This is a genomic window from Shinella sp. WSD5-1 (genome assembly GCF_963942435.1).
Classification (GTDB): Bacteria; Pseudomonadota; Alphaproteobacteria; order Rhizobiales; family Rhizobiaceae; genus Shinella; species Shinella yambaruensis.
In genome coordinates this window covers 1,986,560-2,013,114 of sequence record NZ_OZ012596.1, presented here as the reverse complement: position 1 = coordinate 2,013,114, position 26,555 = coordinate 1,986,560, and the positions used below count along the sequence as shown (strand labels likewise).

General features: G+C 68.8%; 31 protein-coding genes. 7 read left to right on the top strand and 24 right to left on the bottom strand.

Annotated elements, in window-relative coordinates:
- Positions 1-47: 47 nt before the first annotated feature.
- The 16 genes from AABQ55_RS09820 to AABQ55_RS09745 form a co-directional block, all read right to left on the bottom strand.
- The gene (locus AABQ55_RS09820; RefSeq protein WP_272804891.1) at positions 48-938 is read right to left on the bottom strand and encodes a DUF2163 domain-containing protein; all 891 of its coding nucleotides are present in this window, start codon (positions 936-938) and stop codon (positions 48-50) included.
- On the bottom strand, positions 935-1,570 hold the full coding sequence (locus tag AABQ55_RS09815) for a DUF2460 domain-containing protein (RefSeq protein WP_272804890.1): 636 nt from the start codon (positions 1,568-1,570) through the stop codon (positions 935-937). Before AABQ55_RS09815 ends, AABQ55_RS09820 begins: the two co-directional genes overlap by 4 nt.
- Positions 1,571-1,972: 402 nt before the next feature.
- Complete coding sequence (locus tag AABQ55_RS09810) at positions 1,973-2,506, bottom strand: phage tail tape measure protein (protein ID WP_272804889.1); 534 nt, start codon at positions 2,504-2,506, stop codon at positions 1,973-1,975.
- A 3-nt stretch (positions 2,507-2,509) separates the two neighbouring features.
- Complete coding sequence (locus tag AABQ55_RS09805; protein ID WP_272807427.1) at positions 2,510-2,713, bottom strand: rcc01693 family protein; 204 nt, start codon at positions 2,711-2,713, stop codon at positions 2,510-2,512.
- The gene (locus tag AABQ55_RS09800) at positions 2,710-3,072 is read right to left on the bottom strand and encodes a gene transfer agent family protein (RefSeq protein ID WP_272804888.1); all 363 of its coding nucleotides are present in this window, start codon (positions 3,070-3,072) and stop codon (positions 2,710-2,712) included. The genes AABQ55_RS09805 and AABQ55_RS09800 overlap by 4 nt, the downstream gene beginning before the upstream one ends.
- A complete protein-coding gene (locus AABQ55_RS09795; protein WP_272804887.1) occupies positions 3,072-3,479 on the bottom strand; it encodes a phage major tail protein, TP901-1 family in 408 nt (135 codons plus the stop codon). The genes AABQ55_RS09800 and AABQ55_RS09795 overlap by 1 nt, the downstream gene beginning before the upstream one ends.
- 26 nt (positions 3,480-3,505) lie before the next feature.
- Positions 3,506-3,913 carry a DUF3168 domain-containing protein gene (locus tag AABQ55_RS09790; protein ID WP_272804886.1) on the bottom strand — a complete coding sequence of 136 codons (408 nt, stop codon included), beginning with the start codon at positions 3,911-3,913 and terminating at the stop codon, positions 3,506-3,508.
- A complete protein-coding gene (locus tag AABQ55_RS09785; protein WP_272804885.1) occupies positions 3,910-4,248 on the bottom strand; it encodes a phage head closure protein in 339 nt (112 codons plus the stop codon). The genes AABQ55_RS09790 and AABQ55_RS09785 overlap by 4 nt, the downstream gene beginning before the upstream one ends.
- Positions 4,248-4,817 carry a head-tail connector protein gene (locus AABQ55_RS09780; protein ID WP_272804884.1) on the bottom strand — a complete coding sequence of 190 codons (570 nt, stop codon included), beginning with the start codon at positions 4,815-4,817 and terminating at the stop codon, positions 4,248-4,250. The genes AABQ55_RS09785 and AABQ55_RS09780 overlap by 1 nt, the downstream gene beginning before the upstream one ends.
- Positions 4,818-5,014: 197 nt before the next feature.
- Positions 5,015-6,259, bottom strand: a complete 1,245-nt coding sequence (locus AABQ55_RS09775) for a phage major capsid protein (protein ID WP_272804883.1) — start codon at positions 6,257-6,259, stop codon at positions 5,015-5,017.
- Positions 6,260-6,331: 72 nt separating this feature from the next.
- Positions 6,332-6,889, bottom strand: coding sequence for an HK97 family phage prohead protease (locus AABQ55_RS09770; RefSeq protein WP_272804882.1), 558 nt, complete (start codon positions 6,887-6,889; stop codon positions 6,332-6,334).
- Between the two features lie 127 nt (positions 6,890-7,016).
- Positions 7,017-7,325: a DUF6107 family protein gene (locus AABQ55_RS09765; protein WP_244769956.1), complete on the bottom strand. Its 309-nt coding sequence runs from the start codon at positions 7,323-7,325 to the stop codon at positions 7,017-7,019.
- Between the two features lie 387 nt (positions 7,326-7,712).
- Entirely contained in the window at positions 7,713-8,849 is a 1,137-nt protein-coding gene (locus AABQ55_RS09760) for a phage portal protein (RefSeq protein WP_272804881.1), read from the bottom strand.
- A gap of 214 nt (positions 8,850-9,063) precedes the next feature.
- The gene (locus AABQ55_RS09755) at positions 9,064-9,672 is read right to left on the bottom strand and encodes a glycoside hydrolase family 19 protein (protein WP_272804880.1); all 609 of its coding nucleotides are present in this window, start codon (positions 9,670-9,672) and stop codon (positions 9,064-9,066) included.
- Position 9,673: 1 nt separating this feature from the next.
- Entirely contained in the window at positions 9,674-10,876 is a 1,203-nt protein-coding gene (locus AABQ55_RS09750; RefSeq protein WP_272807426.1) for a DNA-packaging protein, read from the bottom strand.
- 403 nt (positions 10,877-11,279) lie between these two features.
- Positions 11,280-11,822, bottom strand: coding sequence for a hypothetical protein (locus AABQ55_RS09745; protein ID WP_244769953.1), 543 nt, complete (start codon positions 11,820-11,822; stop codon positions 11,280-11,282).
- Between the two features lie 261 nt (positions 11,823-12,083).
- Here AABQ55_RS09745 and AABQ55_RS09740 point away from each other — a divergent pair, with 261 nt between their 5' ends.
- Positions 12,084-12,416, top strand: a complete 333-nt coding sequence (locus AABQ55_RS09740) for an MmcQ/YjbR family DNA-binding protein (protein ID WP_272804879.1) — start codon at positions 12,084-12,086, stop codon at positions 12,414-12,416.
- A gap of 7 nt (positions 12,417-12,423) precedes the next feature.
- On the opposite strand, the gene AABQ55_RS09735 is transcribed toward AABQ55_RS09740, so the two are convergent.
- A complete protein-coding gene (locus AABQ55_RS09735) occupies positions 12,424-12,909 on the bottom strand; it encodes a YcgN family cysteine cluster protein (protein WP_272804878.1) in 486 nt (161 codons plus the stop codon).
- A 178-nt stretch (positions 12,910-13,087) separates the two neighbouring features.
- Here AABQ55_RS09735 and AABQ55_RS09730 point away from each other — a divergent pair, with 178 nt between their 5' ends.
- The 3 genes from AABQ55_RS09730 to AABQ55_RS09720 are packed head-to-tail and all read left to right on the top strand — an operon-like array spanning position 13,088 to position 16,438.
- Positions 13,088-15,271 carry a transglycosylase domain-containing protein gene (locus AABQ55_RS09730; RefSeq protein ID WP_443021090.1) on the top strand — a complete coding sequence of 728 codons (2,184 nt, stop codon included), beginning with the start codon at positions 13,088-13,090 and terminating at the stop codon, positions 15,269-15,271.
- 29 nt (positions 15,272-15,300) lie between these two features.
- Entirely contained in the window at positions 15,301-15,894 is a 594-nt protein-coding gene (locus tag AABQ55_RS09725) for a DUF1214 domain-containing protein (protein WP_272804876.1), read from the top strand.
- Positions 15,887-16,438 carry a DUF1254 domain-containing protein gene (locus tag AABQ55_RS09720; protein ID WP_272804875.1) on the top strand — a complete coding sequence of 184 codons (552 nt, stop codon included), beginning with the start codon at positions 15,887-15,889 and terminating at the stop codon, positions 16,436-16,438. Before AABQ55_RS09725 ends, AABQ55_RS09720 begins: the two co-directional genes overlap by 8 nt.
- A gap of 174 nt (positions 16,439-16,612) precedes the next feature.
- Here AABQ55_RS09720 and AABQ55_RS09715 read toward each other — a convergent pair whose 3' ends face one another.
- A complete protein-coding gene (locus tag AABQ55_RS09715; RefSeq protein WP_272804874.1) occupies positions 16,613-16,801 on the bottom strand; it encodes a hypothetical protein in 189 nt (62 codons plus the stop codon).
- A 602-nt stretch (positions 16,802-17,403) separates the two neighbouring features.
- On the opposite strand from AABQ55_RS09715, the gene AABQ55_RS09710 reads away from it, so the two are divergent.
- The gene (locus AABQ55_RS09710; protein WP_272804873.1) at positions 17,404-18,381 is read left to right on the top strand and encodes a DUF2336 domain-containing protein; all 978 of its coding nucleotides are present in this window, start codon (positions 17,404-17,406) and stop codon (positions 18,379-18,381) included.
- Positions 18,382-18,390: 9 nt separating this feature from the next.
- Here the strand turns inward: AABQ55_RS09710 and AABQ55_RS09705 are convergent, their stop codons facing one another.
- The 6 genes from AABQ55_RS09705 to AABQ55_RS09680 all read right to left on the bottom strand — a co-directional run bounded on the left by AABQ55_RS09705 (position 18,391) and on the right by AABQ55_RS09680 (position 24,886).
- Positions 18,391-18,522, bottom strand: coding sequence for a hypothetical protein (locus AABQ55_RS09705; RefSeq protein ID WP_256388502.1), 132 nt, complete (start codon positions 18,520-18,522; stop codon positions 18,391-18,393).
- A gap of 94 nt (positions 18,523-18,616) precedes the next feature.
- Complete coding sequence (locus AABQ55_RS09700) at positions 18,617-20,269, bottom strand: M10 family metallopeptidase C-terminal domain-containing protein (protein ID WP_272804872.1); 1,653 nt, start codon at positions 20,267-20,269, stop codon at positions 18,617-18,619.
- Positions 20,270-20,467: 198 nt separating this feature from the next.
- Entirely contained in the window at positions 20,468-20,839 is a 372-nt protein-coding gene (locus tag AABQ55_RS09695) for a DUF1491 family protein (RefSeq protein WP_272804871.1), read from the bottom strand.
- Between the two features lie 246 nt (positions 20,840-21,085).
- Positions 21,086-22,537, bottom strand: coding sequence for a methyl-accepting chemotaxis protein (locus AABQ55_RS09690; RefSeq protein WP_272804870.1), 1,452 nt, complete (start codon positions 22,535-22,537; stop codon positions 21,086-21,088).
- Positions 22,538-22,659: 122 nt separating this feature from the next.
- Positions 22,660-23,373, bottom strand: coding sequence for a peptidoglycan-binding domain-containing protein (locus tag AABQ55_RS09685; RefSeq protein ID WP_272804869.1), 714 nt, complete (start codon positions 23,371-23,373; stop codon positions 22,660-22,662).
- Positions 23,345-24,886 (bottom strand): sensor histidine kinase, encoded by a 1,542-nt coding sequence (locus tag AABQ55_RS09680; RefSeq protein WP_272804868.1) that lies wholly within the window; start codon positions 24,884-24,886, stop codon positions 23,345-23,347. The genes AABQ55_RS09685 and AABQ55_RS09680 overlap by 29 nt, the downstream gene beginning before the upstream one ends.
- Before the next feature lie 512 nt (positions 24,887-25,398).
- Between AABQ55_RS09680 and AABQ55_RS09675 the strand changes: the two genes are divergently transcribed.
- Together AABQ55_RS09675 and AABQ55_RS09670 are read left to right on the top strand one after the other, a co-directional pair.
- Positions 25,399-25,824, top strand: a complete 426-nt coding sequence (locus AABQ55_RS09675; protein WP_272804867.1) for a DUF5330 domain-containing protein — start codon at positions 25,399-25,401, stop codon at positions 25,822-25,824.
- A gap of 152 nt (positions 25,825-25,976) precedes the next feature.
- Positions 25,977-26,396 carry a SufE family protein gene (locus tag AABQ55_RS09670; protein WP_244769939.1) on the top strand — a complete coding sequence of 140 codons (420 nt, stop codon included), beginning with the start codon at positions 25,977-25,979 and terminating at the stop codon, positions 26,394-26,396.
- Positions 26,397-26,555: the final 159 nt, after the last annotated feature.

Genomic DNA, 26,555 nt, shown 5'->3' with positions numbered 1-26,555 from the left:
GGGGAGAAGGTGGCCGGCAGGCCGGATGAGGGGCATCCCGCAGCATCTCACTCATAGAGCGGCCTCCCGTCATGCACCGTCTCGCCATCGGCATAGCCATAGGTGAAGTCGCTGCCCGGCATGTGCGGAAAACCGCGGAAATTCAGCCCGTTGGAGAACTTGGCCTTGCAGGTCGCAAAGCGCTTGTCGCACCCTGCCGTCACCTGCATCGCATCGCCCGCGGCCACCCCTGCCGGCACCGGCAGCCAGAAGGTCAGCTCGTCGCCGCCTGCCACCTTGCGCTGGTCCTCGATATCCGCCGTCAGTCCCTCCGCCGCGCCGCTCGTGAAGGTGAGCACGCCATAGCGGAAGAACCGCTCGGCAAAGCCGGAGAGCCCGCTCACCCGCAGCCGCATGTCGTCCAGCACCGCGCCCACCGTCGCCGTCGCCCGGAAGGCCGGCGCCGCCGCATTCACGCTGCACCGGCCGTCGCCCAGCACCGCATCGCAGCGATGCCCGTAGATACGCCCGCGCACCTGGTCGAGCCGGTGCGTCAGCCGCCGCAGCTCGGCGCGAAAAAGCCCGCCCTCGCGCCGCACCTCGCCAAGCTCGGCCGTGCGCAGCAGCAGCCGCTGGGCGGGGTTCTGCCAGTTGACCCGATAGACCTCGACCTTCGCCCCGTCGTAGCGCCCCGCCGAAAGGTCCTCGGTGCGGATCGCCTCCGTCGAAAACCCGCCCGCGAGATCGCCGCCCTCGGCCGAAAGCCCGTTGCCGTCCTCCGTCTCGCTCGCTTCGAAGCCGCTCGCCGCCAGATAGGCGAGCCCGCCGAAGGAAAGGTCGCGGTCGTGGTCGGTAAAGCCCATCACCACGCCGTCGCGCCGCGTCACCCGCCAGGCATGGCACAGCGTCGTCGCCTCGCCGTCGAGATGCGCCTGCAATCCGCCCGGGATCGTCCTCATGGCCGGATCTCCACCAGCGGAATGGAGGGAATGCGCCCGGCATCGAACTGCGCGAGGTCGATGTCGATACGGTCCGTGTCGAAGCGCACCGGCACGTCGAACGCGTAGCCCGCCCGGATCGCGCCCGAAGCCGGTATCTTGCCCGGCTTGAAGGTGACGACACCCGTCGCATGGTCCACCGTATAGTCCGCCGCCGGCCGCGTGCTGCCCGCCACCGAGACGACCACCGTGCCCATGACCGGCTTTTCGATGGTGCGCACCGTCTCCCCGCCGGCATCCGCATAGCGCTTGACGAGCTGGAAGGACGCCGTCGCACCGTCCCCCATGCCGATCTGCTGGTCCGTGGCGCTGACCGCCCCGCCCGGCGCACAGGACTTGTGGTCCACCGGATCATGGAAGCGGAAGCCGTAAAACTGCCCGGCCCGCGCCTCGAAGAAGGCGAGCACCGCATAGAGATCCTCGAGCGACCGCACGCCCGAACCCGCATCGTAGCGCCGCCGCGCATCGTGCCAGCGGCGATTGCGGTTCTCCCGCCCGTTGGAAAGGCTGACGATATCCGTCCGCCGCACCGGCCCGCCGCTGGTGCCGAGCGCGACACGCAGCGGAAACCGCACCTCATGAAATCCTGCCATGCCCATCTCTCCGAAAATGCTCCGGCCCCTCATCCCGCTGCCGCGACCTTCTCCCCGCAAGCTGGGAGAAGGGACGTGGAGCGCGGTTTTCCCGAATCGCCCGAGCCACTTATCGCGAAACCCTCACCCCGATTCCCTTCTCCCCGCCCGCGGCAGGGCGATCGCCTACGGCGTTCGACGGTGCCGCTCTCCTCTTCTCCCCCGCGGGGAGAAGGTGGCCCGAAGGGTCGGATGAGGGGGTGGCTCGGATCGAGCCTTTGCACCGTCGCCATCCCCCTCATCCGCCTGCCGGCACCTTCTCCCCGCGGGGGAGAAGGGGACGGGGCAGCGGTTTCCTTCCACAGGCCACAGCCCTGCCCCTCGGGAACAAGGCCGCAGCAGCGGGTTGAGGAGCGTTCACCCTCACAAACTGCGCTGCCCGCGCCCCACGGCGCGTGTCAGCATGGCCGCGATCTGCCCTTCGGACTTGCGGAAACTCGCCGCATCCTGCGCCGTCACGTTGAAGACGATGCGCGTCCCGCCGCCCTCGCCGGCGACACCCAGCGCCCCGTCCGGCCCGCGCTTCAGGGGCAGGATCGCCTCCGCTCCCGCCTCGCCCATCAGCCCGAGCCCGCCGCCGGTCCCGAAATAGGTCGGCGAGGCCACGACCCCGCCCTTGGCGAAGGGCGTCGCGCCGCCGAGCAGGCCGGAAAAGCCGGTCGACAAAAACCCTTCCAGCGGCTTCAGCCCAACGGAAAGCGCAATGTCGCTCATGCGCAGCGCCAGCCCGCGCAACACGCTCTCCAGCCCCTTGCCGTCGACGACCGCACCCTTCAGCGCGTTCGTCAACGCCGCGCCGAAGGAGCGCGAGCGCGCCTCCAGGTCGTCGAAGATCGCCGAAAGCTGCCCGGCATCGTCGAGCGTGCCGGCAAGAGGTCTGTCATCCGTATCCGCCATCGTTCACTCCTTGTGGTCGGGAAAGGCGCGCATCAGCGCGGCAAGCGCATCGCGCCCCGGCGCCGGCGGCACAGGCCGCAGCACGCCGAGCGCGAAGGCCAGCTCGCGCGGCGTCATCGCCCAGAAATCCGTCGCCGAAAGCCGCATCCGGCAGAGCCCGGCATGAAGCGCCGCCTCCCAGGGAAAGGCCGCCCTCCTCCCGTTCAGCCCGGATGCGGCCCCGGAGGGTTTTCCGGCCGCGCCTCCGCGCCCGGCCCGAAGGTCGCCTGCAACAGCTCCGCCGCGATGCGCGCAAAGCCGGAGAGCCCGTCCGCCACCGCCATCGCCGCCACGTCCTCGTCGGAAAAGAGGTTGCCGCCGCCGCGCAGCCCCGCGCCGATGATGCGGATGAGATCGCCCGCCTTCAGCCGCCCGGAGGAGAAGCGCTCGGCCAGCCCCGTCAGGCTGTCGACGGCAAAGGCCGTCTCCAGCTCCGCCAGCGCCCCGAGCGTTAGGCACAGCACCCGCCGCTCGCCGTCGAGCACCGCCTCGATCTCGCCGCGGTGCCGGTTCGCCCGCGCGCCCATCAGAGCGCCCCGAAGGTGAGCAGCCCGGCCGATTCCAGCGCGATCTCGAAGACCACCTCGCCGTCATGCGCCCCGGAATAGTCGAGCGCCGCGATCTGGAACGGCCCCGCGACCGTGCCGAAATCCGGGATCACGATCTGCCAGGCGAGGATCGTGCCGGCGAAGAACAGCGAGCGCACCAGCGCGTCCGAGGCCTGGTCCTTGAAGATGCCGGCGCCGGACACCGCCGCGCGCTGCACGCCCGCCCCGCCGAGGAGTTCGCGCCAGCGCCCCGCCGATTCCGCATCCGTCACGTCGACGAGCTGCGCATTGAACGACAGCCGCTTCGAGCGCAGCCCCGCAACGGTGACGAAACCCGCCCCGTTGTCGATCTTGATGAGGAGCTCGCGCCCCTTCTGTGCCACCATGGCAAGGTCCTTTCCGAAAGAGGGTGTCAGGCATGCGGCTCCGTCACCGCCCGGAAGCGCATTTCCGCGCGGTGGAAGCGGGACTTGCCGTCGCGGCGAAGCCGCGTGTCGCGGTGGAAGAGCAGGACGAGATGGTGCCCGGCCAGCACCAGCGCCGCATCGTCGAGCGCCGCGCGCACGGCGGCGGCCATCGCCTGCACCTGCCGGTGCCCCGCCGCCTCGGACCAGGCCTCCAGCGTCACCACATGTTCCTCGCCCGTCTCGCTCGCCGTCGAATGGTCGATACTGTCGATGCCCGCGATCACGAGCAGCGGCGCCGCCGGCCCGTCGGGCCTCCGGTCGGTGATGCCGTTCGCGCCGACCAGCGCCGTCAGCGCCGCATCGCCCGAAAGCCTGGCGAAGATCGCCTTCTGCAGGGCCGATGCCGCGCTCATGGCTGGATCTCCTCGCAGTCGCAGAGCGTGTAGCGCCCCGTCTCGTCCGGATCGCGAAAGGCGCGGATGGCGAAGATCCGCGCACCCTTGCGCAGCCGCATGCCGCCGGCAAGGTCGCCCCGCCGCCGCAGCCAGATGCGGTGCGTCACCGTCACCGGCAGCGTGCCCGCCGCCTCGTCCGCCCGCGCCGCCACCGGCTCGATCGCCGCCCAGAGCGTTGCCAGCGCCGCAAAGCCGCGCTCCACGCCGCCCTGCCCGTCCGGCGTCTCGACCGGCCCCTCCAGCGTCAGCCGCGCGGAGAATGCGCCGGGATCGATGATCCTCGCCTTGGCCATCACAGCCTCCGCAGCCGGTAGGGCGCCACCAGCCGGTCGCAGCCCGCCGGCACCGTGCCCGGCTGGTCCTGAGGCGAAAGCACCCCGCGCAGCTCGAACATGGCCGCCACATGCAGGAGCAGCGCCCGCTTCAGCCCGTCCGGCACATCCGCGCCGCTCTCGCCGAAGCCGGCGGTGAAATCGATCTCGATGCCGTTGAGCGCCCGCCCGCTCGCCGGGCGCGCCGGAAGCAGCAGCCGGGCCGGCCGCGCCGTGCCGTCGAGCAGATAGCCACTCGCATCGACCGCGACCGGCAGTCCGGCGGCGTCATAAACCGTCACCGTCTCAATGGTTTGCACCGGCCCCCTGGCAATCTGAATCACCCGCGTTTCGGGCCAGTCGTCGAGATAGAGGCGCAAGGGGCGCGTGATCAGGCAAAGCCCCGTCGCGGCCTCCAGATGTTCGCGCGCCACGCGGACCAGCGCTGAAAGCAGCGCATCCTCGTCGGCCGCATCGAGGCGCAGATGCGCCTTCGCCTCGGCAAGCGTCACCGGCTCCACGGCCGGCGGCAACAGTTCCGCAATGGTCATGATCGTCCTTCGCGATGGAGATAAGGAATGCGGGCGCGGCCGGGAGGAAACCGCGCCCGCCGGCACCGGCGCCAGGGAACGCCGCCGGTGCACACTTTGCGTCATCCTCGGGCTTGACCCGAGGATCCACAGCCGCGCGACGGCGGGTGGATGGTCGGGTCAAGCCCGACCATGACGGCGCTGATGGACGGGGTCGCTCAGCTCGCCGCGAACTTCACCAACTTGATCGCCTCGAAATTCTGCACCCCGCCGCCGACGCGCTTGGTCGTGTAGAACAGCACATAGGGCTTGGCCGAATAGGGATCGCGCAGCACGCGCACGCCCGTGCGGTCGACGACGAGGTAGCCGGAGCGGAAGTCGCCGAAGGCGATGGAGAAGCTGTCGGCCGCCACGTCCGGCATGTCCTCCGCCTCCGCGATGGCGAAGCCGAGCAGCGAGGCCGCCTGCCCCGCCGAGGCCGGCGGGCGCCAGAGATAGTTGCCGTCCGCATCCTTGAACTTGCGGATCTGCCCTTGCGTCTTGCGGTTCATCACGAAGGTGCCGTTCTGCCGGTGCCCCGCCTTCAGCGAATAGACCGTGTCGAACAGCGTGTCGGAGGGGCTCGCGGCCTTGAAGGCCCCGGCCGCGCCCGTCGCGATATAGCCGATATTGCCCCAGCTCCAGCTCGCGTCGGCGACGGCCGTGTAGCCGAGGAAGCCCTTCGGCTTGTTGGTGCCGTCGCCGGAGACGAAGGCGGTGCCCTCCTGCTCGGCGAAGACCATGTCGATCTCGGAGGCGATCCAGCCCTCCACGTCCACCGCCGCGTCGTCGAGCAGCGCGGCCGTCGCCGCCGGCATGGCGTAGAGCTCCATGGTCGGGAAGGAGAGTTCGGCGAGCTGCGCATTGCCCGTCTGCGGCCGCGCGGCGGTTTCCGCCACCCAGCCCGCCGCCATGCCGCCCGTCGCGAACGGCTTCTTCAGCACCGTGCCGGAGACCTGGCGCACGGTCGCAAGCGCCCGGATCGGCGAGACGGCGGAAAGCCGGCGGCCGATCTGCGTGTCGGTCTCCGGCGGCACGAGATAGCCGCCGTCCGCCGCCGAGCCGACCGACATGGCCTTGCCCTCCAGCGCCCGCAGCGCGCTCTCGTCGCCGCGCCGCATATAGGCGGAGAAGGCCGCCTTGTGCTCGCCCGCCTCGAAGCCGCCCTCGCTGCCGCCGAGCGCCGGGCGCGCCTTCTTCAGCGCGAGCTGGTCGATGACGCGCTTGTGCTCGTCCACCGCGCGGTTGATGCGCTCCACCTTGTCGCGCGTCACCACGTCGGCGGTCAGCTTCTGCTCGATCTCGCCGAGCCGGCGGTCGTTCGTCTCCTTGAAGGCCTCGAAGGCCTCCATGAAATCGTCGAAGGCGGCGGTCATCGTTTCCGGCACGGCCTTGATTTCCGGCGCGGTCTTGTGGCTCTCCATGCTGTCTTCCTCTTCTTCGGTTGGCATTTCCAGCCGAAGCGAAACCGCTTCGGTGTCGGGTAAAACAAAAGCCTAGCGTTTCATCATCCGGGCCGCCCGGCGCATGAGGCGCACGAGCTCGGTCTCCCGGTCGCGGAACCACCGCGCATTCTTCACGTTCGACACCCGCGCCGAGGGCAGCATGGGAAAGGTGACGATCGAGATCTCCCAGAGGTCGGCCTCCAGGATGCGGCGCACGCCGCTCGTCCGGTCGGTCTTCGAGCGCACGGTCTGGAAGCCGATGGAAAGCCCGTCGAGCGCGCCCGACTTCATGAGGTTCAGCACCTCGCGGGCCCGCGCCACGCCGGGCGAAAGCACGCCCTCGACATAGAGCCCGCGCCCGTCCTCGCGGATCGTCCGCCAGCGCCCGAGCGGCTCGGCCGGATCGTGCTGGAACAGCATGCGCACGCCGGAGGCCCCGCGCTTTTCCAGCGAGCGGGAAAAGGCGCCCGGCGCGATCGCGTCCTTGCCAAGGTCCACCTCGCCGAAGAGGCTCGCATAGCCGGAAAACGCCCCGTCGCCGGAAACGCCCGCAAGCGTCAGATCGGCATATTTCTTCGTCCGCCAGACCGGCAGGTCGTCGGTGATCATGGTCTTCTCCGATGATGTGAAGGGGAATAGGCGGTAGCCAATAGGCAGTAGGCAGTGGGGATCGGCGCAGCGCAGCCCCAACCACCAATTCCCTATTCCCTACCGCCTATTGGCTATTGCCTACCGCCTATTCCCGCATCCGCTCCGCCAGCCGCGCCAGCACCCCCAGCCCCCACCAGGCCGAAAGGCTGGCCGCCGCCGAGCCGGTCAGGAGCATCTCCGCCGGCCCGAGATAGCCGGCAATGCCGAGCCGCACCGCGATCCACAGCCCGGCCGGCCCGCCGAAGACGAGGCCGCAGGCAAGCCCCGTGAGGAACCGGCACGCCGCCTCCCGGCGGCTCCTGGGCAGGAGATAGATGAGCGAGACGGCCGCGCCCGCCGACGCGCCGATCAGCCGGGCCGTCCAAAGCCCGCTGTCGTTTCCGAAGTCAGCCATTGTTAAGCCTTTCAGATTATTATGGAAATCCGGGACAGCGGGCCGCACGCGGCCGAAAGCGCCGGCTTTCCGCCAAGGAAGCCGGGCCGATCAGCGAGTCTTTTGAATCCCTTGCGGCGCTTTGCTGGAAAACCGATTCAAGGTTTTCACAAGTCGGGTGCGGCACTCTGCAAAGTGATTCGCATGTGCAGCGCAACCAGTTAATTTTCCTGGAGAAAGCAGCAATCCCGGCCCCTCACCCTAGCCCTCTCCCCGCAAGCGGGGAGAGGGAACTTGCCTCACGAATGGTCATTGGCCGGGGAAACCGACGCGGCATATCGCCTTCGCCCCGCTTGCGGGGAGAAGGTGGCCGGCAGCGGGATGAGGGGCAAGCATCCCCGCTCCCCCTCAATACCCCACCGCCCGCCGCTTCTCCTCGTCCGTCAAAAACCCCGCCGCGCCCACCCGGGCCCAGAGTTCCGAGCGCTCGTCCGCCAGCCCGCTCACCTGGTCGAGATCCGGCACCAGCCGCAGCCCGTCATCCGACCCTTCGGAAAACCACCCCGCGAAGGCCGCCGCCGTGCGCTGCACCAGCGGCAGCACGGTGAGCCGCCAGAAGGCCCGGTTGGCCTCCTGGTAGTTGGCATAGGTGGCATCACCCGGAATGCCGATCAGCATCGGCGGCACGCCGAAGGCGAGCGCGATGTCGCGCGCCGCGCCGTTCTTCGCCTCGACGAAATCCATCTCGCGCGGGGAAAGCCCCATCGCCTTCCAGTCGAGCCCGCCTTCCAGCAGCATCGGCCGCCCGGCCCGCGCCGGTCCGGAATAGCCCTCCTCCAGCTCCGATTTCAGCCGGCCGTACTGGTCGGGCGTCAGGTTGCCGCCCTCCTTCGGCTGGTAGACCAGCGCGCCGGAGGGCCGCGCCGAATTGTCGAGCAGCGCCTTGTTCCAGATGGCGGCCGCGTTGGAGAGGTCGAGCGCCATGGACGCCGCCTCCAGCGGCGCGAAACCGAGCTGGTCGTCGAGCGGATGAAAGAGGCGCAGATGCAGGATCGCCTGCCCCTCGCCCGCGGGGTGCCGGCGCACATGGCCGCCGACGCGATATTCATAGGCCTCCGCCCAGCCGTCCCGCCCCTCGACGATGCGCACCCGGTCGGGCCTCAACAGATGGAGTTCGCGGAGGTCGTCGCCCACCCGAACGCCCTCCACGAAGGCATTGCCGGAAAGCAGGAGATGCCCGTAGAGCGTCTCGAAGAAATCCGCGCCCGCCTGGCGCCCGTTCGGCCGCGACAAGAGCGAAAGCAAGGGGTCGTCCGGCCGCTCCGCCTCGCCCTGATAGGCAAGCCAGGGCACGGAGGCCGCCGCTTCCGCGATCATGCGCACCGCACGGTGCGCCACCGGGTTCTTCATGAACCCCTCGCGCGACAGCGAGGCATAGGAGCGGGACGACCAGTGCGCCCGCCCCTCGGCCGTCAGCGCGAAGAAGCCCGACGCCTTGGTCTCGGCCGCCCGGCGCTGCCGGGAGAGGAAGGATGGTAATTTCATGGTGCCCTCCGATTGTGTCGATTCGCCGATGGTCCGGGCGGTGTGCCGTGCGGGTGGATCCTCGGGTCGAGCCCGAGGATGACGGAGGGGAGGATCGGGTTTCCATCCCATGGAACGATGCGGCATGCGGATCCGGTGCGGTGGCCCTTCTACATCTCTTCCGTCGTCATCCTCGGGCTCGACCCGAGGATCCACCCGCACGGCACGCCGCCCGCTACCCGCCCAGCGCGGCGAAAAACGCCCGCCCGTAGCCCGCCACCTTTTCCGCCCGGTCGAGCCCGTTGATGATCCGCCGCGCGCCGACCCAGTCGGCCCGCGTGCCGGAGAAATGGTCGGCCAGCCGCCGCCCGGTGAAGGCGCCGCGCAGCATCCCGGTGAACAGGATCTCGACCGACACCGCCATCTCCATCGCAAGCTCCGGCCGGCCGACGAGATCGATGCCCGTCAGCCCGGCCAGCCGCGCATAGTTGCGCCGGTGGGTGATCTGCACGAGCCCGCGCCCGAGCCAGCTCTTCCCCGCCTCATCGCGCCGCCAGTAGGGCGCGGAAACCTGCGGCAGCCGTCCGGCCGCGAAGGCCCGGTCGAGCCGGGCGATCGCCGCCGCATCCGTCGCCGCGAAGGTCTCGCGCACCGGCTGCAGGCGCCCGCCCGTCTCGTGATGGGCCGTCGCCAGCATGTAGGCGAGGAAACGCCGGTCCTCGACCTCGCCGCGCTCGAAGCGGTCGAGCAGCGCCGCCAGCCCCGCGACCTGCGCTCCCGCCAGCCGGCCGCCATACAGCGTGCCGCGCACCGCATCGAAAAACGCCTTGCGATCGATCGTCATCTCAAATCCCCCTAACCCGCGGTTCGCCCGCCCGCTCCAGCACCAGCGCCGTCAGCGCCCAGACCAGCGCGTCGAGCCGGTCCGGCGAGCGGCCGGAGGAGAGCCCGTCCGGCCCGAAATCGCACATCTGGTCCTCCAGCTCGGCAAAGGCGGCCGCATGGACCACCCGCCCCTGCTCGTAGAGCGCCGCCACCGGCTCGGCGCGCAGGAATTTTCCGCGCGTCGCCCGCACGGTCGCGACCGGCAGGTTCACGTCGACGCTTTTCAGCATCGCCGTCACCATGTCGCCGCCCTGGTTCACCTCGGCGACCACCCGGTCCGCGTCGAAGCGCCGGAAGGCGCGCACCACGGCGCCCGCCCAGCCCGCCGGGCTTGCGCCCGTCACCGAGCAGTCGGCGAGCACCACCGCCCGCCCCGCCCCGTCCAGCCCCGCCACGACGATGCCGCAGACGGAGGCCGCCGAGGCCGTCGCCGGCGGATCGACCGCCACGACGATGCGCGAGAGCGGCCCGGGATTGCGCTGGCGGATCCCCTCCAGCCGCGCCCGGTTCCACAGCGCGTCCTCGCGGTCGGCGATCAGCTCGCCGTCCAGCTCCTGCCGCCCCAGCCGCGTGCCGCCGTAGCGCTCGGCCATCGCCGCAAGGAAGCCCGGCGCGAGGTTGCCGGCATTGTCGTCGGTGCGGATGCGCCGCACCGCGGTCTTCGGATCGCCCGCCAGCGCCCGCAAGAGCGGCACCGGCCGGGGCGTCGTCGTCACCAGCACGCGCGGATCGTCCCCGAGACGCAGGCCGAATTGCAGCATGTCCCAGGTCTCCTGCGCATGTTTCCATTTGCCGAGCTCGTCGCACCAGGCGAGGTGGAACTGCGGCCCGCGCAGGCTCTCCGGGTCCTCGGAGGAAAAGATCTGCGCGATCGAGCCGTTCGGCCAGACGAGCCGGCGGCGCGAGGCCTCGAAGTCCGGCCGTGCCCGCCCGGCGATCCGGCAGATGCCCGATACGCCGTCGATCATCACCTCGCGCGCATCGCCCAGCGTCTCGGCCACCAGCGCGATGCGCAGGTCCGCCTTCAGGCTGGCGATCGCATGCACCCATTCGGCGCCCGCCCGCGTCTTGCCCGAGCCGCGCCCGCCCATCAGCAGCCACACCCGCCAGTCGCCGGCGGGCGGCATCTGGGCAAGGCGGTGGTGGAAGTGCCAGCCGCGCATCTGGCGCAGGCTGGTCGGCGTTATCGGTGTCGTGCGGGCAGGCTCGATTCCTTCGGCCTGGCCCCTCATCCCCCTGCCGGGACCTTCTCCTTGGCTGCGGGGAGAAGGGGGAACAGGCGCTCGATTGTTCCAGTCCTCTTGCTCCCGATGGGAAGGAAACCCGGGCCTCATCCCCTTCTCCCCGCCTGCGGGGAGAAGGTCCCGGCAGGGGGATGAGGGGCAAGCCTCAGACGAGAGGCAGGCTTCACCGCTCCTCCGCCCCAAAATCCCCGCCTCCAGCGCATCCGCTTCAACGCTAAACGCCGTCCGCCCCCGTTCTTCCTCGATCATCCTCAAGCCCGCAGCCGCCGTCCGCATATCCGCATCGATTGTCTTCCCGATCGCCCGGCAGGCGCGCCGCTCTCTACGGCCCGCTTTCCGCGCGCGCGGCAGCATCGCCGCCAGGCCCGAGCCCGCGCATCCAGTCTTCCTTCGCCGCATTCAGCCGTTCCTTCACGCGGTCCTCGACAAGCCGGTCGAACTCCGCCGCCAGCGCCGCCTCGTCCTCGGCGCCGTCGGCGGCCGCGTCCGCCTCAGCCCGTGCATTGAGAAGCGTGCGCTGCAGGCTGTCGATCTTCTCCAGCGTGCGCACGATCAGCGAGACGGCCTCGATGGCCGCCTTGGCGTCCGCCTGTGCCTGCTTGCGGAAAACCTCGTCCTGTGCGCCATCCGCATCCTCCTCGGCCAGCGCCTTCTGGCTCTGGAAGCGCTGGAAGCGCTCGCGCAGTTCCTTGGTCATCTCCAGAAGCATCGCCTGCATGTCGAGAAACGGATCGAGCGGCGCCTGCGCCTTGATGTCGAGCAGCGGCGCCGCGCCGCCCTCGAAGAGCGCCGGCCGCCCCGCCAGCCCGTCATAGACCGCCGGCGCCGGCGAGACGCCGAAAAGATCGAGATCGATCGCATCCATTCTCGGTCCTCCAAATGAAAAGGCGCCCGGTCCGAAGGGAACGAGCGCCTGTCAATAAATTCCTGCGTCCAGATGCGGAAAGCCGGCCGCGGGCGAAGGCCGCCCCTGTCCCGGTCTCCGGGAAAACCGGGTCGGCTCCCTCCGCCCGCACCTTTCCGACTATGCCATGACCCTACCAGACGACCGTGACGCCGTCAAGGACTATTTTCCTATCTTCTGCAAAAACTTTTCGGCCGCAGGAAAGGGTGCTACCTTTCGCCCATGATATCCGACGATCTCGTGACCATTGCGCTCGGCATGCCGGGGGCGCGGGAAAGTGCTCATTTCGGCAAGCGCGACTTCCGGGTGGGCGAGAAGGTCTTCATGACCCTGCCGGACGCCGGCCGGGCCGTCCTGAAGTTCACGCCGGACCAGCAGGCGCTGGTCCTGGAGACCGATCCGGGCCTGTGCGCGCCGGTACCGGGCGGCTGGGGGTCGAAGGGCTGGACGTCGCTTTATTTCGACGGCGCGGACGCCGCGCGGGTGCGCGAACTCATCGATACCGCCTGGCGCAACGTGGCGCCGAAGAAGCTCGTCGCGGCAAGCCTCCCCTGAAGCGCCGCTACTTGCCCTTTCCCACTTCCAGCGGCCAGGTCACCAGATAGTCCTCGTAGTCGTCGACATCGAGGCCCTCCTCGCTCACCGTGCGGTCGCGCGCGGAAATGCCGGCCTGGTGCACGGTGTCGGGATCGCCGGACACCAGCGGATGCCACCAGTAGAGGTCCTCGCCGTCGCGGATGAGGCGATAGCCGCAGGTCGGCGGCAGCCAGGAGATCTTTTCCACGCTCTCCACCGTCAGGCGGATGCAGTCCGGCACGGTCGCCTGCCGGTTCTCGTAGTCGGAGCACCGACAGCTTTCCCCGTCGAGCAGCACGCAGCGGATCGAGGTCCAGGCGATCTCGCCCGTGTCCCAGTCCTCCAGCTTGTTGAGGCAACAGAGCCCGCAGCCGTCGCACAGGCTCTCCCATTCCGGATCGGTCATCTCGGCGAGGGTCTTGGTCTTCCAGAACGGCAGGTCGTCCGGCTTTTCGGCACTGTTGATCGTCATCTCCGACCCCTGAACCCCTTGGGCGCAAAGGTCAAGGGGCCGGCTGCCAGGACCAATCGGCGAAATCCGTTCTGTTGCCTTCAAAAGACTGATATCCTCACTGAATAAACCGGTGGTGAGAGGACGTTAACCCAACGCAGGCAGGCTGCGACCCGCCCCCGCCAAAGGTATGCGAACCGTGGAAGACGACAGCCAGACGCCGACAAAACCCCGCCGCCGCAAGCGGCACATCCTCCTGCGCATCGATTCCTGGATCGATTCCACGGTCTGGAACGCCGGTTTTCGCGCGGCCGAGATCTGGGAGGAGATCACCATCTTCTCCCGCCGCTTCCACGTCAAAGGCTGGAAGAAGGCGGTCTTCGAGGTCGCCGGCGAGGGCATGAACCTCGGCACTGCCGGCTTCGTGCTGCTGCTCGCCCTCGCGCTCCCCGCCTTCGAGGAGACCAAGGGCAACTGGCGCGCCCAGAGCGATTTCGCCGTCACCTTCCTCGATCGCTACGGCAACGAGATCGGCCATCGCGGCATCATCCACGAGGATTCCGCGCCGATCGACGAACTGCCCGACCACCTGATCAAGGCGGTGCTGGCGACGGAGGATCGCCGTTTCTTCAGCCATTTCGGCATCGATTTCCTCGGCCTTGCCCGCGCCATGAACGAGAACGCCCGGGCCGGTGGCGTCGTGCAGGGCGGCTCGACGCTCACCCAGCAGCTCGCCAAGAACCTGTTCCTGTCCAACGAGCGCACCATCGAGCGCAAGATCAAGGAGGCCTTCCTCGCCCTCTGGCTGGAAGCCAACCTCTCCAAGAAGGAGATCCTGCGCCTCTATCTCGACCGCGCCTATATGGGCGGCGGCACGTTCGGCGCGGCCGCGGCGGCGCAGTTCTATTTCGGCAAGAACGTCACCGACGTGAACCTTGCCGAATCCGCCATGCTCGCCGGCCTCTTCAAGGCCCCCGCCCGCTACGCCCCGCACGTCAACCTGCCCGCCGCCCGCGCCCGCGCCAACGAGGTGCTGACCAACCTCGTGCAGGGCGGGCTGATGACCGAGGGCCAGGTGATCGCCGCGCGGCGCAACCCCGCCACCGTCATCGACCGCAACGAGAAGGCGGCGCCCGACTTCTTCCTCGACTGGGCCTTCGAGGAGGTGCAGCGCATCGCCAGGCCCTTCGCCCAGCATTCCCTCGTCGTGCGCACGACCATCGACATGGGCCTGCAGGCCGCCGCCGAGGAGGCGGTGGAAAGCAGCCTTCGCCAGTACGGCGAGAGCTATCGCGTCCGGCAGGGCGCGCTGGTCATGGTGGAGAACGGCGGCGCCGTGCGCGCCATGGTCGGCGGGCGCGACTATGGCGAAAGCCAGTTCAACCGCGCCACGCGCGCGCTGCGCCAGCCGGGCTCCTCCTTCAAGGTCTATACCTATTCGGCCGCGATGGAATCCGGCATGACGCCGGAGACGACCATCGTCGACGCGCCGATCAGCTGGAGCGGCTGGTCGCCGCAGAACTACGGCCGCAGCTATGCCGGCCGCATGACGCTGATGACGGCGCTCGCCAAGTCCATCAACACCGTGCCCGTTCGCCTCGCCAAGGACAAGCTCGGCACCAAGCGCATCGCCGAGATGGCCAAGGCCATGGGCGTCGAGACGCCGATCCGCACCGACAAGACCATGCCGCTCGGCACCTCCGAGGTCACCGTGCTCGACCAGGCGACGGCCTATGCCGTCTTCCCCGCCGGCGGCGTCTCGGCGCGCCGCCACGGCATCAGCCAGATCCTCAACTACGACGGCGACATCCTCTACGATTTCGGCCGCGACGAGCCGCCGGCGAAGGAGGTGCTGTCCGAGCAGGCCATGTCCTCGATGAACCGCATCCTCGTCACCATCCCGGTGAGCGGCACGGCGCGGCGCGGCGCGCTCGACCGCGGCATCGTGTCGGGCGGCAAGACGGGCACCACCCAGGCCTATCGCGACGCCTGGTATGTCGGCTTCACCGGCAACTACACGACCGCCGTCTGGTTCGGCAACGACGACTATACCTCGACCAACAACATGACCGGCGGCTCGCTGCCTGCCATGACCTTCAAGCGCCTGATGGACTATGCCCACCAGGGCATCGAGCTGCGCCCCATCCCCGGCATCGAGAACCCCCTGCCCGACGGCAAGAAGGCGAACGAGGTGGCCGCGACATCGAGCGACGAGAGCGCGCTGCCCGCGCTCGTGCGCCCGCGCTCGCTCTCGGCGGACGTGACGAAGCTCTTAAAGGACGTCGCCCGCGAGCTCGGCGCGGCGCCGGCGCTGAAGGCCGATGGCCGGGTCGCCGCGCTCGACGGGGCGCTTGACCTTGCTCGCGCGAAGCGGACAGAGTGACGGCAACCTGATTCCAACGGTCGATCGCCTTGCTCCGTACGCCCCTCGTCATCGCCACAGCGCTCGCCGTCGCCTTCGGCCTCGGCATCCTGAGCTCGATCTATGCGCTGCGCGCGACAGTCGGCTTCGGCGCCATCGCGCTCGGGCCCTGGACCGCCTTCCCGACCGCCCAGACGATCGACGCCGACCCCTACGCCAAGGCCCACCGCGCCCGCGACGGCAAGCTGCTGCTCGGCGGCGCGGAAGGCCTCACCTTCACCGCCGCCACGGACAGCGCGAACCGCACGCTCGTGGAAAACTGCCGCTACGAGATCCGCGGCATCACGCCCCCCGCCCGCCTGTGGACGCTGCATGCGGCGGACCGTAACGGCAATCCGCTGGAGGGCGCCCGCGCCGGCCTGCCGACGGGCCTCAATGCCTGGTCGGTGCTGCGCGGCACCGACAGCAATTTCTCCATCCGCATCGCCTCTTCGGCGACGCCCGGCAACTGGCTGGCCGTGCCGGAAGGCAGGGCGCCGTTCCTGCTGGTCATGACGCTGCTCGACACGCCGACCGCCGGCAGCTCCGGCGTCATCGACCTTGCCATGCCCGGCATCGTCAGGCTGGACTGTGCCGATGCGTAGCTTCCTCTATGCCATCGCCGTCGGCCTTGTCGGCGCGGCGCTGCTGCACATCGTCATCATCCTCTCGCTGCCGAGTTTCACCGGCCGTGACGCCTATACGCGCGTGCAGGCCTTCGGCGAGACGAACCGCTTCTTCCCCCTGGCCGATGCCGGCGATACGCTGGTGCCGATAAACGACGACCCGGCGATGAAGACGGCGGTCTGCGCCTTTTCCGTGGAGAACGGCCCGATCCGGCTGTTTGCCGAGGGCGAGGTACCGTTCTGGTCGCTCGCCGTCTATGACAGCGCGTCCAACGAGGTGTTCAGCATGAACGACCGCACCTCGGTCAGCGGCGCGCTCGACACGCTGGTCGCCACGCCCATCCAGCTCATCGGCATCCGCAAGGCCGTGCCGGCGGAGCTGGAACAGTCGATCCTCGTGGAAATGCGCGGGGAGGAAGGCTACGCCGTGCTGCGCACCTTCGTGCCGACGCAAAGCCGCGAGGAAGCGGCAACCGCCTTTCTGGCGGATGCAAGCTGCGAGCCCTTCACGGCGGAACAATAGGAAGGATCGCTCCGAAAGGAGCCTTGCTTGACGACAACTCCGCCTCTCCCTTCGTCGTCATCCTCGGGCTTTGACCCGAGGGTCCACGCGGCACGCGCTGCTGTGGATGGTCGGGTCAAGCCCGACCATGACGGAGGAGAGGTCGCCGCACTGCGCGCGGCGATCAAAAACGCTTCAGGGCCGGCGGGCGGTGTCCTGCGCGCCCTGCTTTGCCGCCTTGCCGCGGGCCGCCAGCATGGCGGGCGTCAGGCGTTCATATCTCACGCCGGTGAAAAGAAGAACCTGGGCCGGAGCCTCCCGGCGCAGGGTGTCGCGGCGCGGCGTTCGCGCGAGCCATTCCTTCAATCGTACCACGTCTGCCATTCTCGCCTCCAAAGAAGAATCGAGACGGATGAAGCACTCCTACAATCTCACCCTGCCCGTTTCAACGGGCCGGTGCATCCGGTTCCGTCACCCCCGGACGCGACATGAGATCGATGTCTTCCCAGTCGCATACGGGTGGAAAACGGCGATACGGGACCAGAAGTTTCCCATTCACGGGAATGTGTCTGGCGACCGTCCGGCATCCGGAACATCGCACCTTTCCCTCGCGGAACGGCGGGTGCCTTTCGGCAGATCCACCGCTCACATGATCGAATCATAACACGTCCATCGCAATAGACGAGCCGATCCTTGCCCCTAAAACTAGCGACTATCGGGTTAACATGCTGTTAACACTAGCGTGAAGCGCGCGTGTTCGCTGTTCCCTGCGGTACAGGCGGGAGCGCCCGCCGGGCGAGCGGGGCCTGTGCCGATACGGTCCGCATCCGCCGGCCCTGCCGCCGCAACCCTTGCGGCACCGCCTTGTAAACATTGCGGTTTCCGCGCGAGCAGGGTTAACGCCTTGCTAACGCTTTTCCTCTACTTTTCGTGAACGATTGGGAAGCGGCGGGGGGCTGCCGTTCCGGGGACTGAGCAGGTGTTTTGTGGCGGACAGGTTTCGCGAACTGGAGAGACCGCAGGCAGGGCGGCCGAAGGACATCGTGCTGATGGCCACGGTCTCCAGCTTCGAGAGCCTGCGTTTTCCCTCGCGCTCGGACCTGCACCAGTTCGGTGAGCTCTTCGAGCCGCTCTATAACGCCTCCACCGAGGAAGCCCGCCGGCAGGCCGTCGCCGCGCTCTCGCGCTGCCCGCAGGTGCCGGACGAAACCGCCCTCTTCATCGCCACCCAGCCGATCGGCATCGCCGCCATCTTCCTCATGGGCTCGAAGGCCATTGCCGAGCACACGCTGATGCACGTGCTGCGCGCCGCCGGCCCGGAGCATGCCCGCGCCATCGGCCGGCGGGACGACCTCTCGCCCGCCGTGGTCGAGGCGCTGGTCGCAAGCCATCAGGACCATGCCAGCCGCAGGGCCGGCGAGGATCGCGAGGCGTCGCTGAAGGAAGCGGCAAGGCTGGAGCGGGAAGAACAGATCCGCGAGGAGTTGCGCGCCCTGGTGCGCGCCGCAACGCCCGCCGTCCAAGCGCCCCCCGGGCTCGAACCGGCAACGGAGGCCCACCAGGCGCTGTTCGTGCGGTTTGCCCGCGCGGGCGAGGCCGGCATGCTGGCCGTCACGCTCGCCGACGCGCTCGGTTCCAGCCAGTGGCTGTCCGAGCGCATCCTTCTCGATGTGTCCGGGCGGCAGCTCGCCGAGACGCTGCTGGCGCTCGACGTTCCGGACGCGGACAGCCTGTTCGTGCTGACGAAGATCTATCCCCATCTGGCCGAAGGGGGCGCTGCGGCGCTGCTTTCGGCGCTAGACCCGGCCGAGGCGATCGACCGTGTCGAAAGCTGGCAGCGGGCGGACAGCTACACGAATGGCAATGGCCTGCCGAAGGCGGCCAACGGCGACGACGCGAAGTCGAATGGGCAGGATAACCACGACAGGTCCTCCGAAGCCGCACGGCACCGCGCCGCCGGCTGATCGTTTCTATTAGAAAATCCGGCGCCTGGCCGGTACGCGAATCGTCGCGCCTTCGTTCCGCTCGGCCGAGAGCGCGGCGAGCGTGGTCACGACGAACATTCCCGAAATCAGCAGTGCAAGAGCGGGCAGCACGATGAACATGGCGTTTCTCCGAGGGTTCGACGCAGGCCGATGCCTGCGTGCCTCCCTTTTGCCATGCCGGACGCCGCCGTGATGTTCCCGCGGGAACAGGGTCTCAGAAGAGGAAATCGCCCTTGTCGAGCGCGCGGAGCGTGACATGCTCCAGCGTCAGCATGTCGTTGCCGGCGCGGATCACCACGTCGTCGCCGCGTTGAACGGCATGGTTCGCCATGAGGTCGGTAAAGCCGGTAATGTCGGCATGGCCGGAAAGGTCGACCCGGTCCGTGCCCGGCGTGAAATCCGCCACCGTGTCGCGCCCGGAGCCCTTGGCGAACAGGAAGACATCCGCCCCGCTGCCGCCGATCAGCCTGTCATTGCCCTTGCCGCCGTCGAGAATGTCGTTGCCGCCGCCGCCCGAGAGCGTGTTGCCGCCGCTGTTGCCGATGAGCACGTTGGCGAGCTCGTTGCCCGTGCCGCTCATGCCGGCCTTGCCGAGCAGGACCAGCTTTTCGAGATTCGCACCGAGCGTATAGCTGACCGTGGACTGCACCGTGTCGGTGCCGCCGCCCGCCTTCTCGACAAGCTTCAGGCGGGCATCGCCGACGATATAGGTATCGTTCCCCTTGCCGCCCGCCACGGTGCCGGTCACCTTGCCGCCGCGCGTGTCGAACGTGTCGTTGCCCGCGCCGAGATCGACATTGCCGCGGATCGTGCCGTTGTTGGTGACGATCTCGCTGCCGCTGCCGCCCTTCAGCGCCAGGCCCTCCGCCTTCAGCGAGCCGTTGTTGGAAAAGGTGTTGAGCCCCTTGCCGAGCAGCGCCACCGCGATGCCCTTCGTCGCCGTTATCGCGCCGTTGTTCGTCACCGTCGCGCCGGCCCCGTCGCTGAGGATGCCGGCAGCCCCCTTCAGCGTGCCGTTGTTCGTCACCTGCGCCTGGGCGCCGCCGATATCGATGGCCTCGCCGGCCGTCGCGGTGATCGTCTTGTGATTGGCGAAATTGACCTTCGCCCCGTCGAGCCGCACGCCGTCCTTCGCCGCGGTGATCGTGCCGTTGTTGGCCATCACCGCGCCGCCGCCAGTGATCACGACGCCCTCGTCGGCACGCGAGACGATCTTGCCGTTGTTGGTGACGATGGCGCCGGCACCGGTCACGGTCAGCCCGTCGCGCTGCGCATCCACCGTGCCGCTGTTGGTCACGATCGCCGCCCGGCCGGCGCTCCTGATGCCGTCATCGGCCGTCGACTGGATCATGCCGTAATTGGTGATGATCGCCTTGGCGCCCGATACCGTGACGGCATCGCCCGCGCTCTTCACCGTGCCGTGGTTCGTCACCAGCGCATCGCCGCCGGTCACCTTGAGCCCCGTCCCGCCGGAGGACAGCATCGAGCCGCGGTTGGTGATGTTGGCGCCCGCGCCGCTGAAATTGCCGGCCGCCGCATCGCCCGAAAGCGTGCCCTGGTTGGAGAGGACCAGCCCGCCGCCGCTGGCGGAAAGGCCGGTCAGCGCGGCGGAGATCACCCCGTCCGGCTTGATCGCGACGGTTCCCGCATTGCTGCCGAGCGTGCCCGCGCCGAGCACGACCGCATTTCCGGCCGAAGACCGGATCGTCCCGTCGACGACAAGCGTGCGGCCGGCAATGGCCCCGCCCGCATCGACGGCAAGGCCCGTCGTGGCGATGGAAATGCCGGGCGCGACGATCCACTGGCTGTCCGCCTCGCGGGCGACGAGCGTCGATGCCCGGTCCGTGAGAATGTCGTATTTGCTCATGTCTTTCCGGCGTCCATCATCGACGTTGCCACATTCCGGAGCATTTCCGCTTCACGTCGAACGGCAGAATGCCCATCTCCCTGTTTCCGCGCGGCGCCCGACGCGGGCCTCCACGCCTTGCCGCCGGATTGGCTATGGTGCCTTTCCGGCAGAAATCCGTTCCGGCCGGATCGATGCTGCGGGTTTCGGTCGGCAGGGTTAACGCCGGAAGAACCCGTCGTCCTTCGGTTCGGCCCCGGCGAAGTCGATGAGATCGCCAAGATCGTCCGTCTCTATCGACACCACCCAGAGGTCGCCATCGAAACGCCGCTCCCGGGCGAGCGCATCGGCCACCGCCTCCGCCCTTGCCCGCTCCAGCCGCGTCTCGAAGCGCCTGAGCCCGCTCTCCTCCGCCTCGAAGACACTCTGCGGCGCCGGCGCATGGAGGCTTTCCGACCCGTCGCGGAACACCTGCCGCACGAACACCGCCCCCGCCTCCTCCGCGCCCTTCACCTCGATGGCCGCAAAATCGCCGCGGGCGAAGACGCGGCGCATCAGGGCGGACACGAAGATATCGGAACGAAGGCGCATGGCGGCGGCATACACGGCGCGGCGCGATCGGGCAATGGCGAAGCCTGGCGACCCCTCATCCCGCTGCCGCGACCTTCTCCCCGCAGGCGGGGCGAAGGAAGATGGTGAACCGGTTTCCCCAAACAATGACCGTGATGGACCCGGGAAAACACTGCATCCTCCCCTTCTCCCCGCAAGCGGGGAGAAGGTCGCGGCAGCGGGATGAGGCGCAGCACCGCCGTCACCGCGGCCAGGAAAAACCCCGCCTCACACCCGGATCGCCAGCCGGAGCCCGCCCCAGTGGCGACCGTTGACGGTGATGGGGGCGGAGATGTCCTTCATCAGCACGAACTGGCCGCCGCCCATGTCCCGGCGATAGGTCTGCACGAGGAAGGGTTCGGTGCTGCGCCCGGCGGCCAGTCCCACCCGGTCGTCGAAGATCCGGCGGTTGCGGCAGTTGGCGGTGTTCCAGGCCGGATCGCCCGGCCGCTGCGGCTCGGAGAATTTGCGGTTGTGCGTCGGCAGGTAGCCCTGGTCGTCGATCGCCGCGCAGAAGGCGATGCGCGCGTCCGCGGCCAGAACCGGCTCCTGGATCGCCGGCAGCACGCGGTCGGTGAAATCGGTGAAGCGCGTCGTCATCTGCACCGGATCGGTGCCCGGGATCGGCCGGTACTGCCGGTCGAACAGCGCCTCCATGCCCATCTCGCCGCTGCCGACGGCCGCCGAGAAGCGCGCCGAGACCTCCCCGGCCAGCCGCTGCACGAGGCGGATATAGGGGCTGTCCGGCGTCTCGATCCCCGCGCTCGTCGTCGCCTGGATGATGCGCTCGGAAATGGCCACCACCTCGCCGACCTTGCCGGAGGCGCCCTGCAGCACCTCGTTCGAGCGGATGATCTCCGCCGAGGCCGCGCCGATCGCGCGCGCGAAGTCGCTGCATTCCCGGTCCACCGCGCCCGTCGTCGCGGCAAGCGCCGAGGCGCTGTCGAGGATCTTCGACATCACCTGCTCGACGCCGGCAAACGAGCCCTGCACCGCCGAGGCCGTCGCCTTGACGCCCTCGGCGGAGACGCGCGCGCCCTCGCCCGCCGCCTCCAGCCGGTCGATGCGGGCGCGCAGCGCCTGCAGCGTCTTCTGGATGGAGGCCGTCGTGCTGGAGGTCTCGAGCGACAGCGCCCGCACCTCCGCCGCCACCACCGCGAAGCCCTTGCCCGCCTCGCCGGCACGCGCCGCCTCGATGGCGGCGTTGAGCGCCAGGAGGTTCGTCTGCCGGGCGATGGTGCCGATGGCATCGGCCAGCCGGCCGACATCGGCGAGCGCCCCGGAAAAGGCCGAGATTTCGGTGCCGATCTCGTTGGAGGCCGTCACCATGTGGTCGATCGCGGCAATCGAACCGTCGAGCTGCACCGCCTGCTCGCCGAGCACCTGGCGGGCGCTCGCGGCCAGCTGGTCCGTCTCGCCGAGCGCGCGGGCGATGTCGCCGTTGGCGCTGGCGATCGCGGTCGCCGACCGGGTCAGCCGGGTGAAGAGCGCCGCATGCTCGCGCGACTGGGCGGCCGTGTCCTGGATGGAGCCGGCGATGTCGACGAGATGGAGGCCGAGATCCGACGCCTCGACGGCCAGCGCCCCGACGACCCGGCGCAACGCCGCGCCATCGGCCGGCGCCCGCCCCTCGTCCTCTTCCCGGGTATGCGCAGTCTCACGCAAGGCAGCGTTGGACATGGTTCATCGATCCTCCAGATGATCGAAGGATCATCCGGCAGACATGGTTAACGCATCCTTTAGAAACAACCGGTAGATGTGCCAGTTGCGGCATACGACTTTCGTCGCATGGACGGCGCGCCTCAGAGCGCGCCGATGTCCTTCAGCTTGGCGAGCACCTGCTCGTTCGGCTCGCCGGTGACCGGCAGGCGATAGTGCTTTTCGAAATGGCGGATCGCCGTGCGGGTCTTCTCGCCGATCAGCCCGTCGACGGCGATATCCGTATAGGCGATGTTGCTGAGGCCCTTCTGAATCTTCATCACCAGTTCGCTCGGCACCGGCCGCGCGACGGCGGAGGTCACCGCCGGATCGGCCTCGGCCTGCAGGATGGCGGCCGCGACCGGGTCCTCCTCGACGGCCGCCTGTGTCCTGGCCGGCTTGCCCTCGATGACCTTGGCCACCTCGTCGAAGGGCCGCTCGGCCGGCGTCACGTCGGTGACCTCGGGCAGGGGCTCGCCCTCCTCCATGCGCTCGATGACGAAGGTCGTCACGTCATGCGGCTCGGGCTTCGTGGCGGTGAAGCCGAGGGAATTGTCGGCCGAGCGCATCTTCAGGAAGGGCGCCGGGTGGCCACCCGGCTGGTACCACAGCGCATTGGCGGCGACGAAGGAGAAGACCACGACGAAGGCGCAGGTGCCGCCGAGCGCGGTCGGATGGCGCGCGGCAAGGCGGCCGAGCGCCATCAGCCCGGCGATCACGATATTCGGCCGGCGCGGCTCCACGCGGGTGCCGGACCGGCCCTTGCGGGCCTGGCCCTGGGGCCGCCGCTCAGGCTGTCTTCTGACGTGCGCGTTCATCGTTCGTGTCCTTGCCATCCTGCGACGGCTCGTAAACGGTCTCGACCACGGCCGCAAGGCGCGGCGGGAATTCGACGGTGGATGCGGCGTTGGGCGCGCAGCCGGGCCGCAGCTCGCTGTCCGGCGCGACGCCGGAGCCGTCCGCCGGCACGCGCACGGTGATGACCGTGCCCTCGCCCGGCCGGCTCTGGATGACGAAGCTGCCGCCATGCAGCGCCACGAGCCCCTTGACCAGCGACAGGCCGAGGCCGGTGCCCTCGTATTTGCGGGTATATTCGTTCTGCACCTGCATGAAGGGCTGGCCGATCAGCGCCAGCTTGTCGGCGGGAATGCCGATGCCGGTGTCGCTGACGGTCAGGACGAGGTCCCGCCCCTCGCGCGCCGCATCGATGGTGACGATGCCGCCGCGGTCGGTGAACTTGATCGCATTGCCGACGAGGTTGATGAGCACCTGCTGGATCGCCCGCTGGTCGGCGATGGCCTCGCCAATGGCGCGCGGCACGCGGCTCGTCAGCTTGATGCCCTTCTCGCGCGCCTGGAGGCCGAGCATCTGCTCGCAGGCCCGGACGCTGTCGGCGACGGGGAACGGCTCGGTCAGGAGCTCGTAGCGGCCGGCCTCGATCTTCGAGACGTCGAGCATCGTGTTGACGACCGACAGGAGATGCGAGCCCGACTGGTGGATCAGCGTGACATATTCGCGCTGCCGGTCGTTCTCCAGCCTGCCGAAATATTCGCCGGCGAGGATGTCGGAAAAGCCGAGGATGGCGTTCAGCGGCGTGCGCAGCTCGTGGCTGACGGCGGCCAGGAACCGCGTCTTGGCGTCGTTGGCCGATTCGGCCTCGGCCGCCTTGCGCGCGCTCTCGCCGCGCAGCTTCGCCTCGTCGGACATGTCGCGCGACTGGGCGACCACGGCGGCAAGCGCGCCGTCCGGGCCGGCAAGCGCCGTCATCTCCACGCGCATATGGGTGAACTGCTCGGCATCGGCCTCGGTGCGCGGGCGGTCGATGCGGATCTCGACGGTCTCGCGCGTGCCGCCCTGGCGCAGGCGGTCGATCGCGGCAAGGAAGCCGAGCCGGTCGGACACATGGATCTGGTCGAGATAGCCGCGGCCGGCAGGATCGCGCATCCAGGCGAGCATGTCGGCGCGGTCGCGGCCATGCACGGCGGTGACGAAGCCGCGCGCATCGTGCAGCGTCACGAGGCCGGCGAAGAGATCGTAGGGCGAGGCGGCCGGCGGGGTTGCGGCGGCCAGCTCCTCGGCGAAGGTCTTCTGCGGCGCGGGCCTCGCCTCGAGGGTGGAGGAGGCCGCGGCCGCCAGCAGCGCGCCGGCGCCGGCAAGCGCCACGCCGGCCGGCAGCGCGGCGGAGGCGGGCATGACGGCGGAAAGGACGAGCGGCAGGCCGGGAACGGCCGCCAGCAGCGCCAGCGTGGTGGCGCGCAGGGACGCGGACGGGCGCTGATCGGCAGCGGACGCGCCAGCAACGCCAGCAACGGCGCCCAGGCGGGCTGCCATTCTGTCAGCGATGGTGGTCAATTGGCGCAACGCGATACCCTGCCATTTATCTTCTTTTGGTGCGCCCAAAATCGCATCGGCGACTTAAGGAAAGAATAAACGGCGGGGGCGGAAAGCGGGGCAAAAAGGCCCAAAAGTCCCATTTCGGGGCAATCCAACGGCCATTCGTCCGGCGTGGTTAACGGGGCGTAAGCGCCTCATTTTGCGGCATTTTTCTGTTCATATTAACTTCTGGGGCAAGGGGCCGGAAGAGACGCTCCCGGCATTCCGGCGCCTTGCCGCGGCGCGGCCCGCCACGATCCTTAACGGCGATCGCTAAAATCTGCCTCAAATGCGTTTAAAGTGCCGCCGGAGGGCCGATAGATCGCATTTTAATCAAAACTGGGCAAAACCCGAATGATTCCTGCAAAGGGGAATTTCCTTCCCGCCCCTATTCTCGCATCAACGGTTCGCCAAGGACCAAACGAGCCGAAGGCCGCAAAGAGCCGAGGCGACAACGAGGATGGCAAGCGATGTGGTTTCTGATCAAGGGAACGTTCTGGTTCTCACTGGTTCTCGTCCTGCTCCCCTTCCTGGACGCGGAATCCTCCGCCAAGCTGGAGAAGGGCCCCGCGGTCGAGATCGGCGACACGTTCACCGCCGCCAGTGAAGCGCTGCATTACGTCACCGCCATGTGCCTGGAAAAGCCCGACGTCTGCGAGAAGGGCGCGGAGACCTTCGTCGCCCTCGGCCACCGGGCCCGCGAAGGCGCCCGCATCGCCTATCAGTTCCTCGACACCCAGTTCGCCGAAGAGGGCACCGCCGTCGCCAAGGCCGATCCGGCCGCCAAGGAAGCCCTCGACCAGCCGCTTCCGGCCGTCGCCACGATCGATGCCGACGACGAGGTCATCACCGGCACCGTCGCCATCCCGACCCGCCGCCCCGACCACAAGGGTTGATACCGCCCCGATTTTCTGCCTGCCTCACTCGTTGCCCTGCAACCGCCGCATGGACCCGTTCCCTGCGGCGTTTCTTTTTGCCCGCACGCTTTGCGGTTCAAATTCCGGCCGGCCTCGCCTATATGAAGGCAGTCCCCGCACACGGAAGAACCATGGCCACGCTGCAAGAGATCATCGACGACTTCGCCTTCCTCGACGAGTGGGAGGACCGCTACCGCTACGTCATCGAGCTCGGCAAGGCGCTGCCGGACCTGCCGGAGGAACAGCGCACGGCCGCCAACAAGGTACAGGGCTGCGCCAGCCAGGTCTGGCTCGTCAGCAAGGCCGGTGCGGGCGCCGATCCGGTGATGACCTTCGAGGGCGATTCGGACGCGCATATCGTGCGCGGCCTCGTCGCCATCGTGCTCGCCATCTATTCCGGCAAGCGCGCCTCCGAGATCGCCGCCCTCGACGCCATCGACACCTTCAACGCCATCGGCCTCGTCGAGCACCTCTCCTCCCAGCGCGCCAACGGCCTGCGCTCGATGGTGCGCCGCATACGGGAAGAGGCGGCAGTGCGGGTGGCGGCGTAGGCGGCCGGAAGGCCTTTCCCCACAAGCGGCGAGACCATCGCCTATGGCGTTCGACGTTGCTCCATCCCCTTCTCCCCCGCGGGGAGAAGGTGGCCCGAAGGGTCGGATGAGGGGGTGGCTCGGACGGATCGTTTGCGCCTTCGCCATCCCCCTCATCCG

Bases quoted from the DNA above. Each gene is read 5' to 3' on its own strand.
- AABQ55_RS09820 (WP_272804891.1), bottom strand. From the start codon at position 938: ATGAGGACGATCCCGGGCGGATTGCAGGCGCATCTCGACGGCGAGGCG.
- AABQ55_RS09815 (WP_272804890.1), bottom strand. From the start codon at position 1,570: ATGGCAGGATTTCATGAGGTGCGGTTTCCGCTGCGTGTCGCGCTCGGC.
- AABQ55_RS09810 (WP_272804889.1), bottom strand. From the start codon at position 2,506: ATGGCGGATACGGATGACAGACCTCTTGCCGGCACGCTCGACGATGCC.
- AABQ55_RS09800 (WP_272804888.1), bottom strand. From the start codon at position 3,072: ATGGGCGCGCGGGCGAACCGGCACCGCGGCGAGATCGAGGCGGTGCTC.
- AABQ55_RS09795 (WP_272804887.1), bottom strand. From the start codon at position 3,479: ATGGTGGCACAGAAGGGGCGCGAGCTCCTCATCAAGATCGACAACGGG.
- AABQ55_RS09790 (WP_272804886.1), bottom strand. From the start codon at position 3,913: ATGAGCGCGGCATCGGCCCTGCAGAAGGCGATCTTCGCCAGGCTTTCG.
- AABQ55_RS09785 (WP_272804885.1), bottom strand. From the start codon at position 4,248: ATGGCCAAGGCGAGGATCATCGATCCCGGCGCATTCTCCGCGCGGCTG.
- AABQ55_RS09780 (WP_272804884.1), bottom strand. From the start codon at position 4,817: ATGACCATTGCGGAACTGTTGCCGCCGGCCGTGGAGCCGGTGACGCTT.
- AABQ55_RS09775 (WP_272804883.1), bottom strand. From the start codon at position 6,259: ATGGAGAGCCACAAGACCGCGCCGGAAATCAAGGCCGTGCCGGAAACG.
- AABQ55_RS09770 (WP_272804882.1), bottom strand. From the start codon at position 6,889: ATGATCACCGACGACCTGCCGGTCTGGCGGACGAAGAAATATGCCGAT.
- AABQ55_RS09765 (WP_244769956.1), bottom strand. From the start codon at position 7,325: ATGGCTGACTTCGGAAACGACAGCGGGCTTTGGACGGCCCGGCTGATC.
- AABQ55_RS09760 (WP_272804881.1), bottom strand. From the start codon at position 8,849: ATGAAATTACCATCCTTCCTCTCCCGGCAGCGCCGGGCGGCCGAGACC.
- AABQ55_RS09755 (WP_272804880.1), bottom strand. From the start codon at position 9,672: ATGACGATCGATCGCAAGGCGTTTTTCGATGCGGTGCGCGGCACGCTG.
- AABQ55_RS09750 (WP_272807426.1), bottom strand. From the start codon at position 10,876: ATGCGCGGCTGGCACTTCCACCACCGCCTTGCCCAGATGCCGCCCGCC.
- AABQ55_RS09745 (WP_244769953.1), bottom strand. From the start codon at position 11,822: ATGGATGCGATCGATCTCGATCTTTTCGGCGTCTCGCCGGCGCCGGCG.
- AABQ55_RS09740 (WP_272804879.1), top strand. From the start codon at position 12,084: ATGATATCCGACGATCTCGTGACCATTGCGCTCGGCATGCCGGGGGCG.
- AABQ55_RS09735 (WP_272804878.1), bottom strand. From the start codon at position 12,909: ATGACGATCAACAGTGCCGAAAAGCCGGACGACCTGCCGTTCTGGAAG.
- AABQ55_RS09720 (WP_272804875.1), top strand. From the start codon at position 15,887: ATGCGTAGCTTCCTCTATGCCATCGCCGTCGGCCTTGTCGGCGCGGCG.
- AABQ55_RS09715 (WP_272804874.1), bottom strand. From the start codon at position 16,801: ATGGCAGACGTGGTACGATTGAAGGAATGGCTCGCGCGAACGCCGCGC.
- AABQ55_RS09705 (WP_256388502.1), bottom strand. From the start codon at position 18,522: ATGTTCATCGTGCTGCCCGCTCTTGCACTGCTGATTTCGGGAATGTTC.
- AABQ55_RS09700 (WP_272804872.1), bottom strand. From the start codon at position 20,269: ATGAGCAAATACGACATTCTCACGGACCGGGCATCGACGCTCGTCGCC.
- AABQ55_RS09695 (WP_272804871.1), bottom strand. From the start codon at position 20,839: ATGCGCCTTCGTTCCGATATCTTCGTGTCCGCCCTGATGCGCCGCGTC.
- AABQ55_RS09690 (WP_272804870.1), bottom strand. From the start codon at position 22,537: ATGTCCAACGCTGCCTTGCGTGAGACTGCGCATACCCGGGAAGAGGAC.
- AABQ55_RS09685 (WP_272804869.1), bottom strand. From the start codon at position 23,373: ATGAACGCGCACGTCAGAAGACAGCCTGAGCGGCGGCCCCAGGGCCAG.
- AABQ55_RS09680 (WP_272804868.1), bottom strand. From the start codon at position 24,886: ATGGCAGCCCGCCTGGGCGCCGTTGCTGGCGTTGCTGGCGCGTCCGCT.
- AABQ55_RS09675 (WP_272804867.1), top strand. From the start codon at position 25,399: ATGTGGTTTCTGATCAAGGGAACGTTCTGGTTCTCACTGGTTCTCGTC.
- AABQ55_RS09670 (WP_244769939.1), top strand. From the start codon at position 25,977: ATGGCCACGCTGCAAGAGATCATCGACGACTTCGCCTTCCTCGACGAG.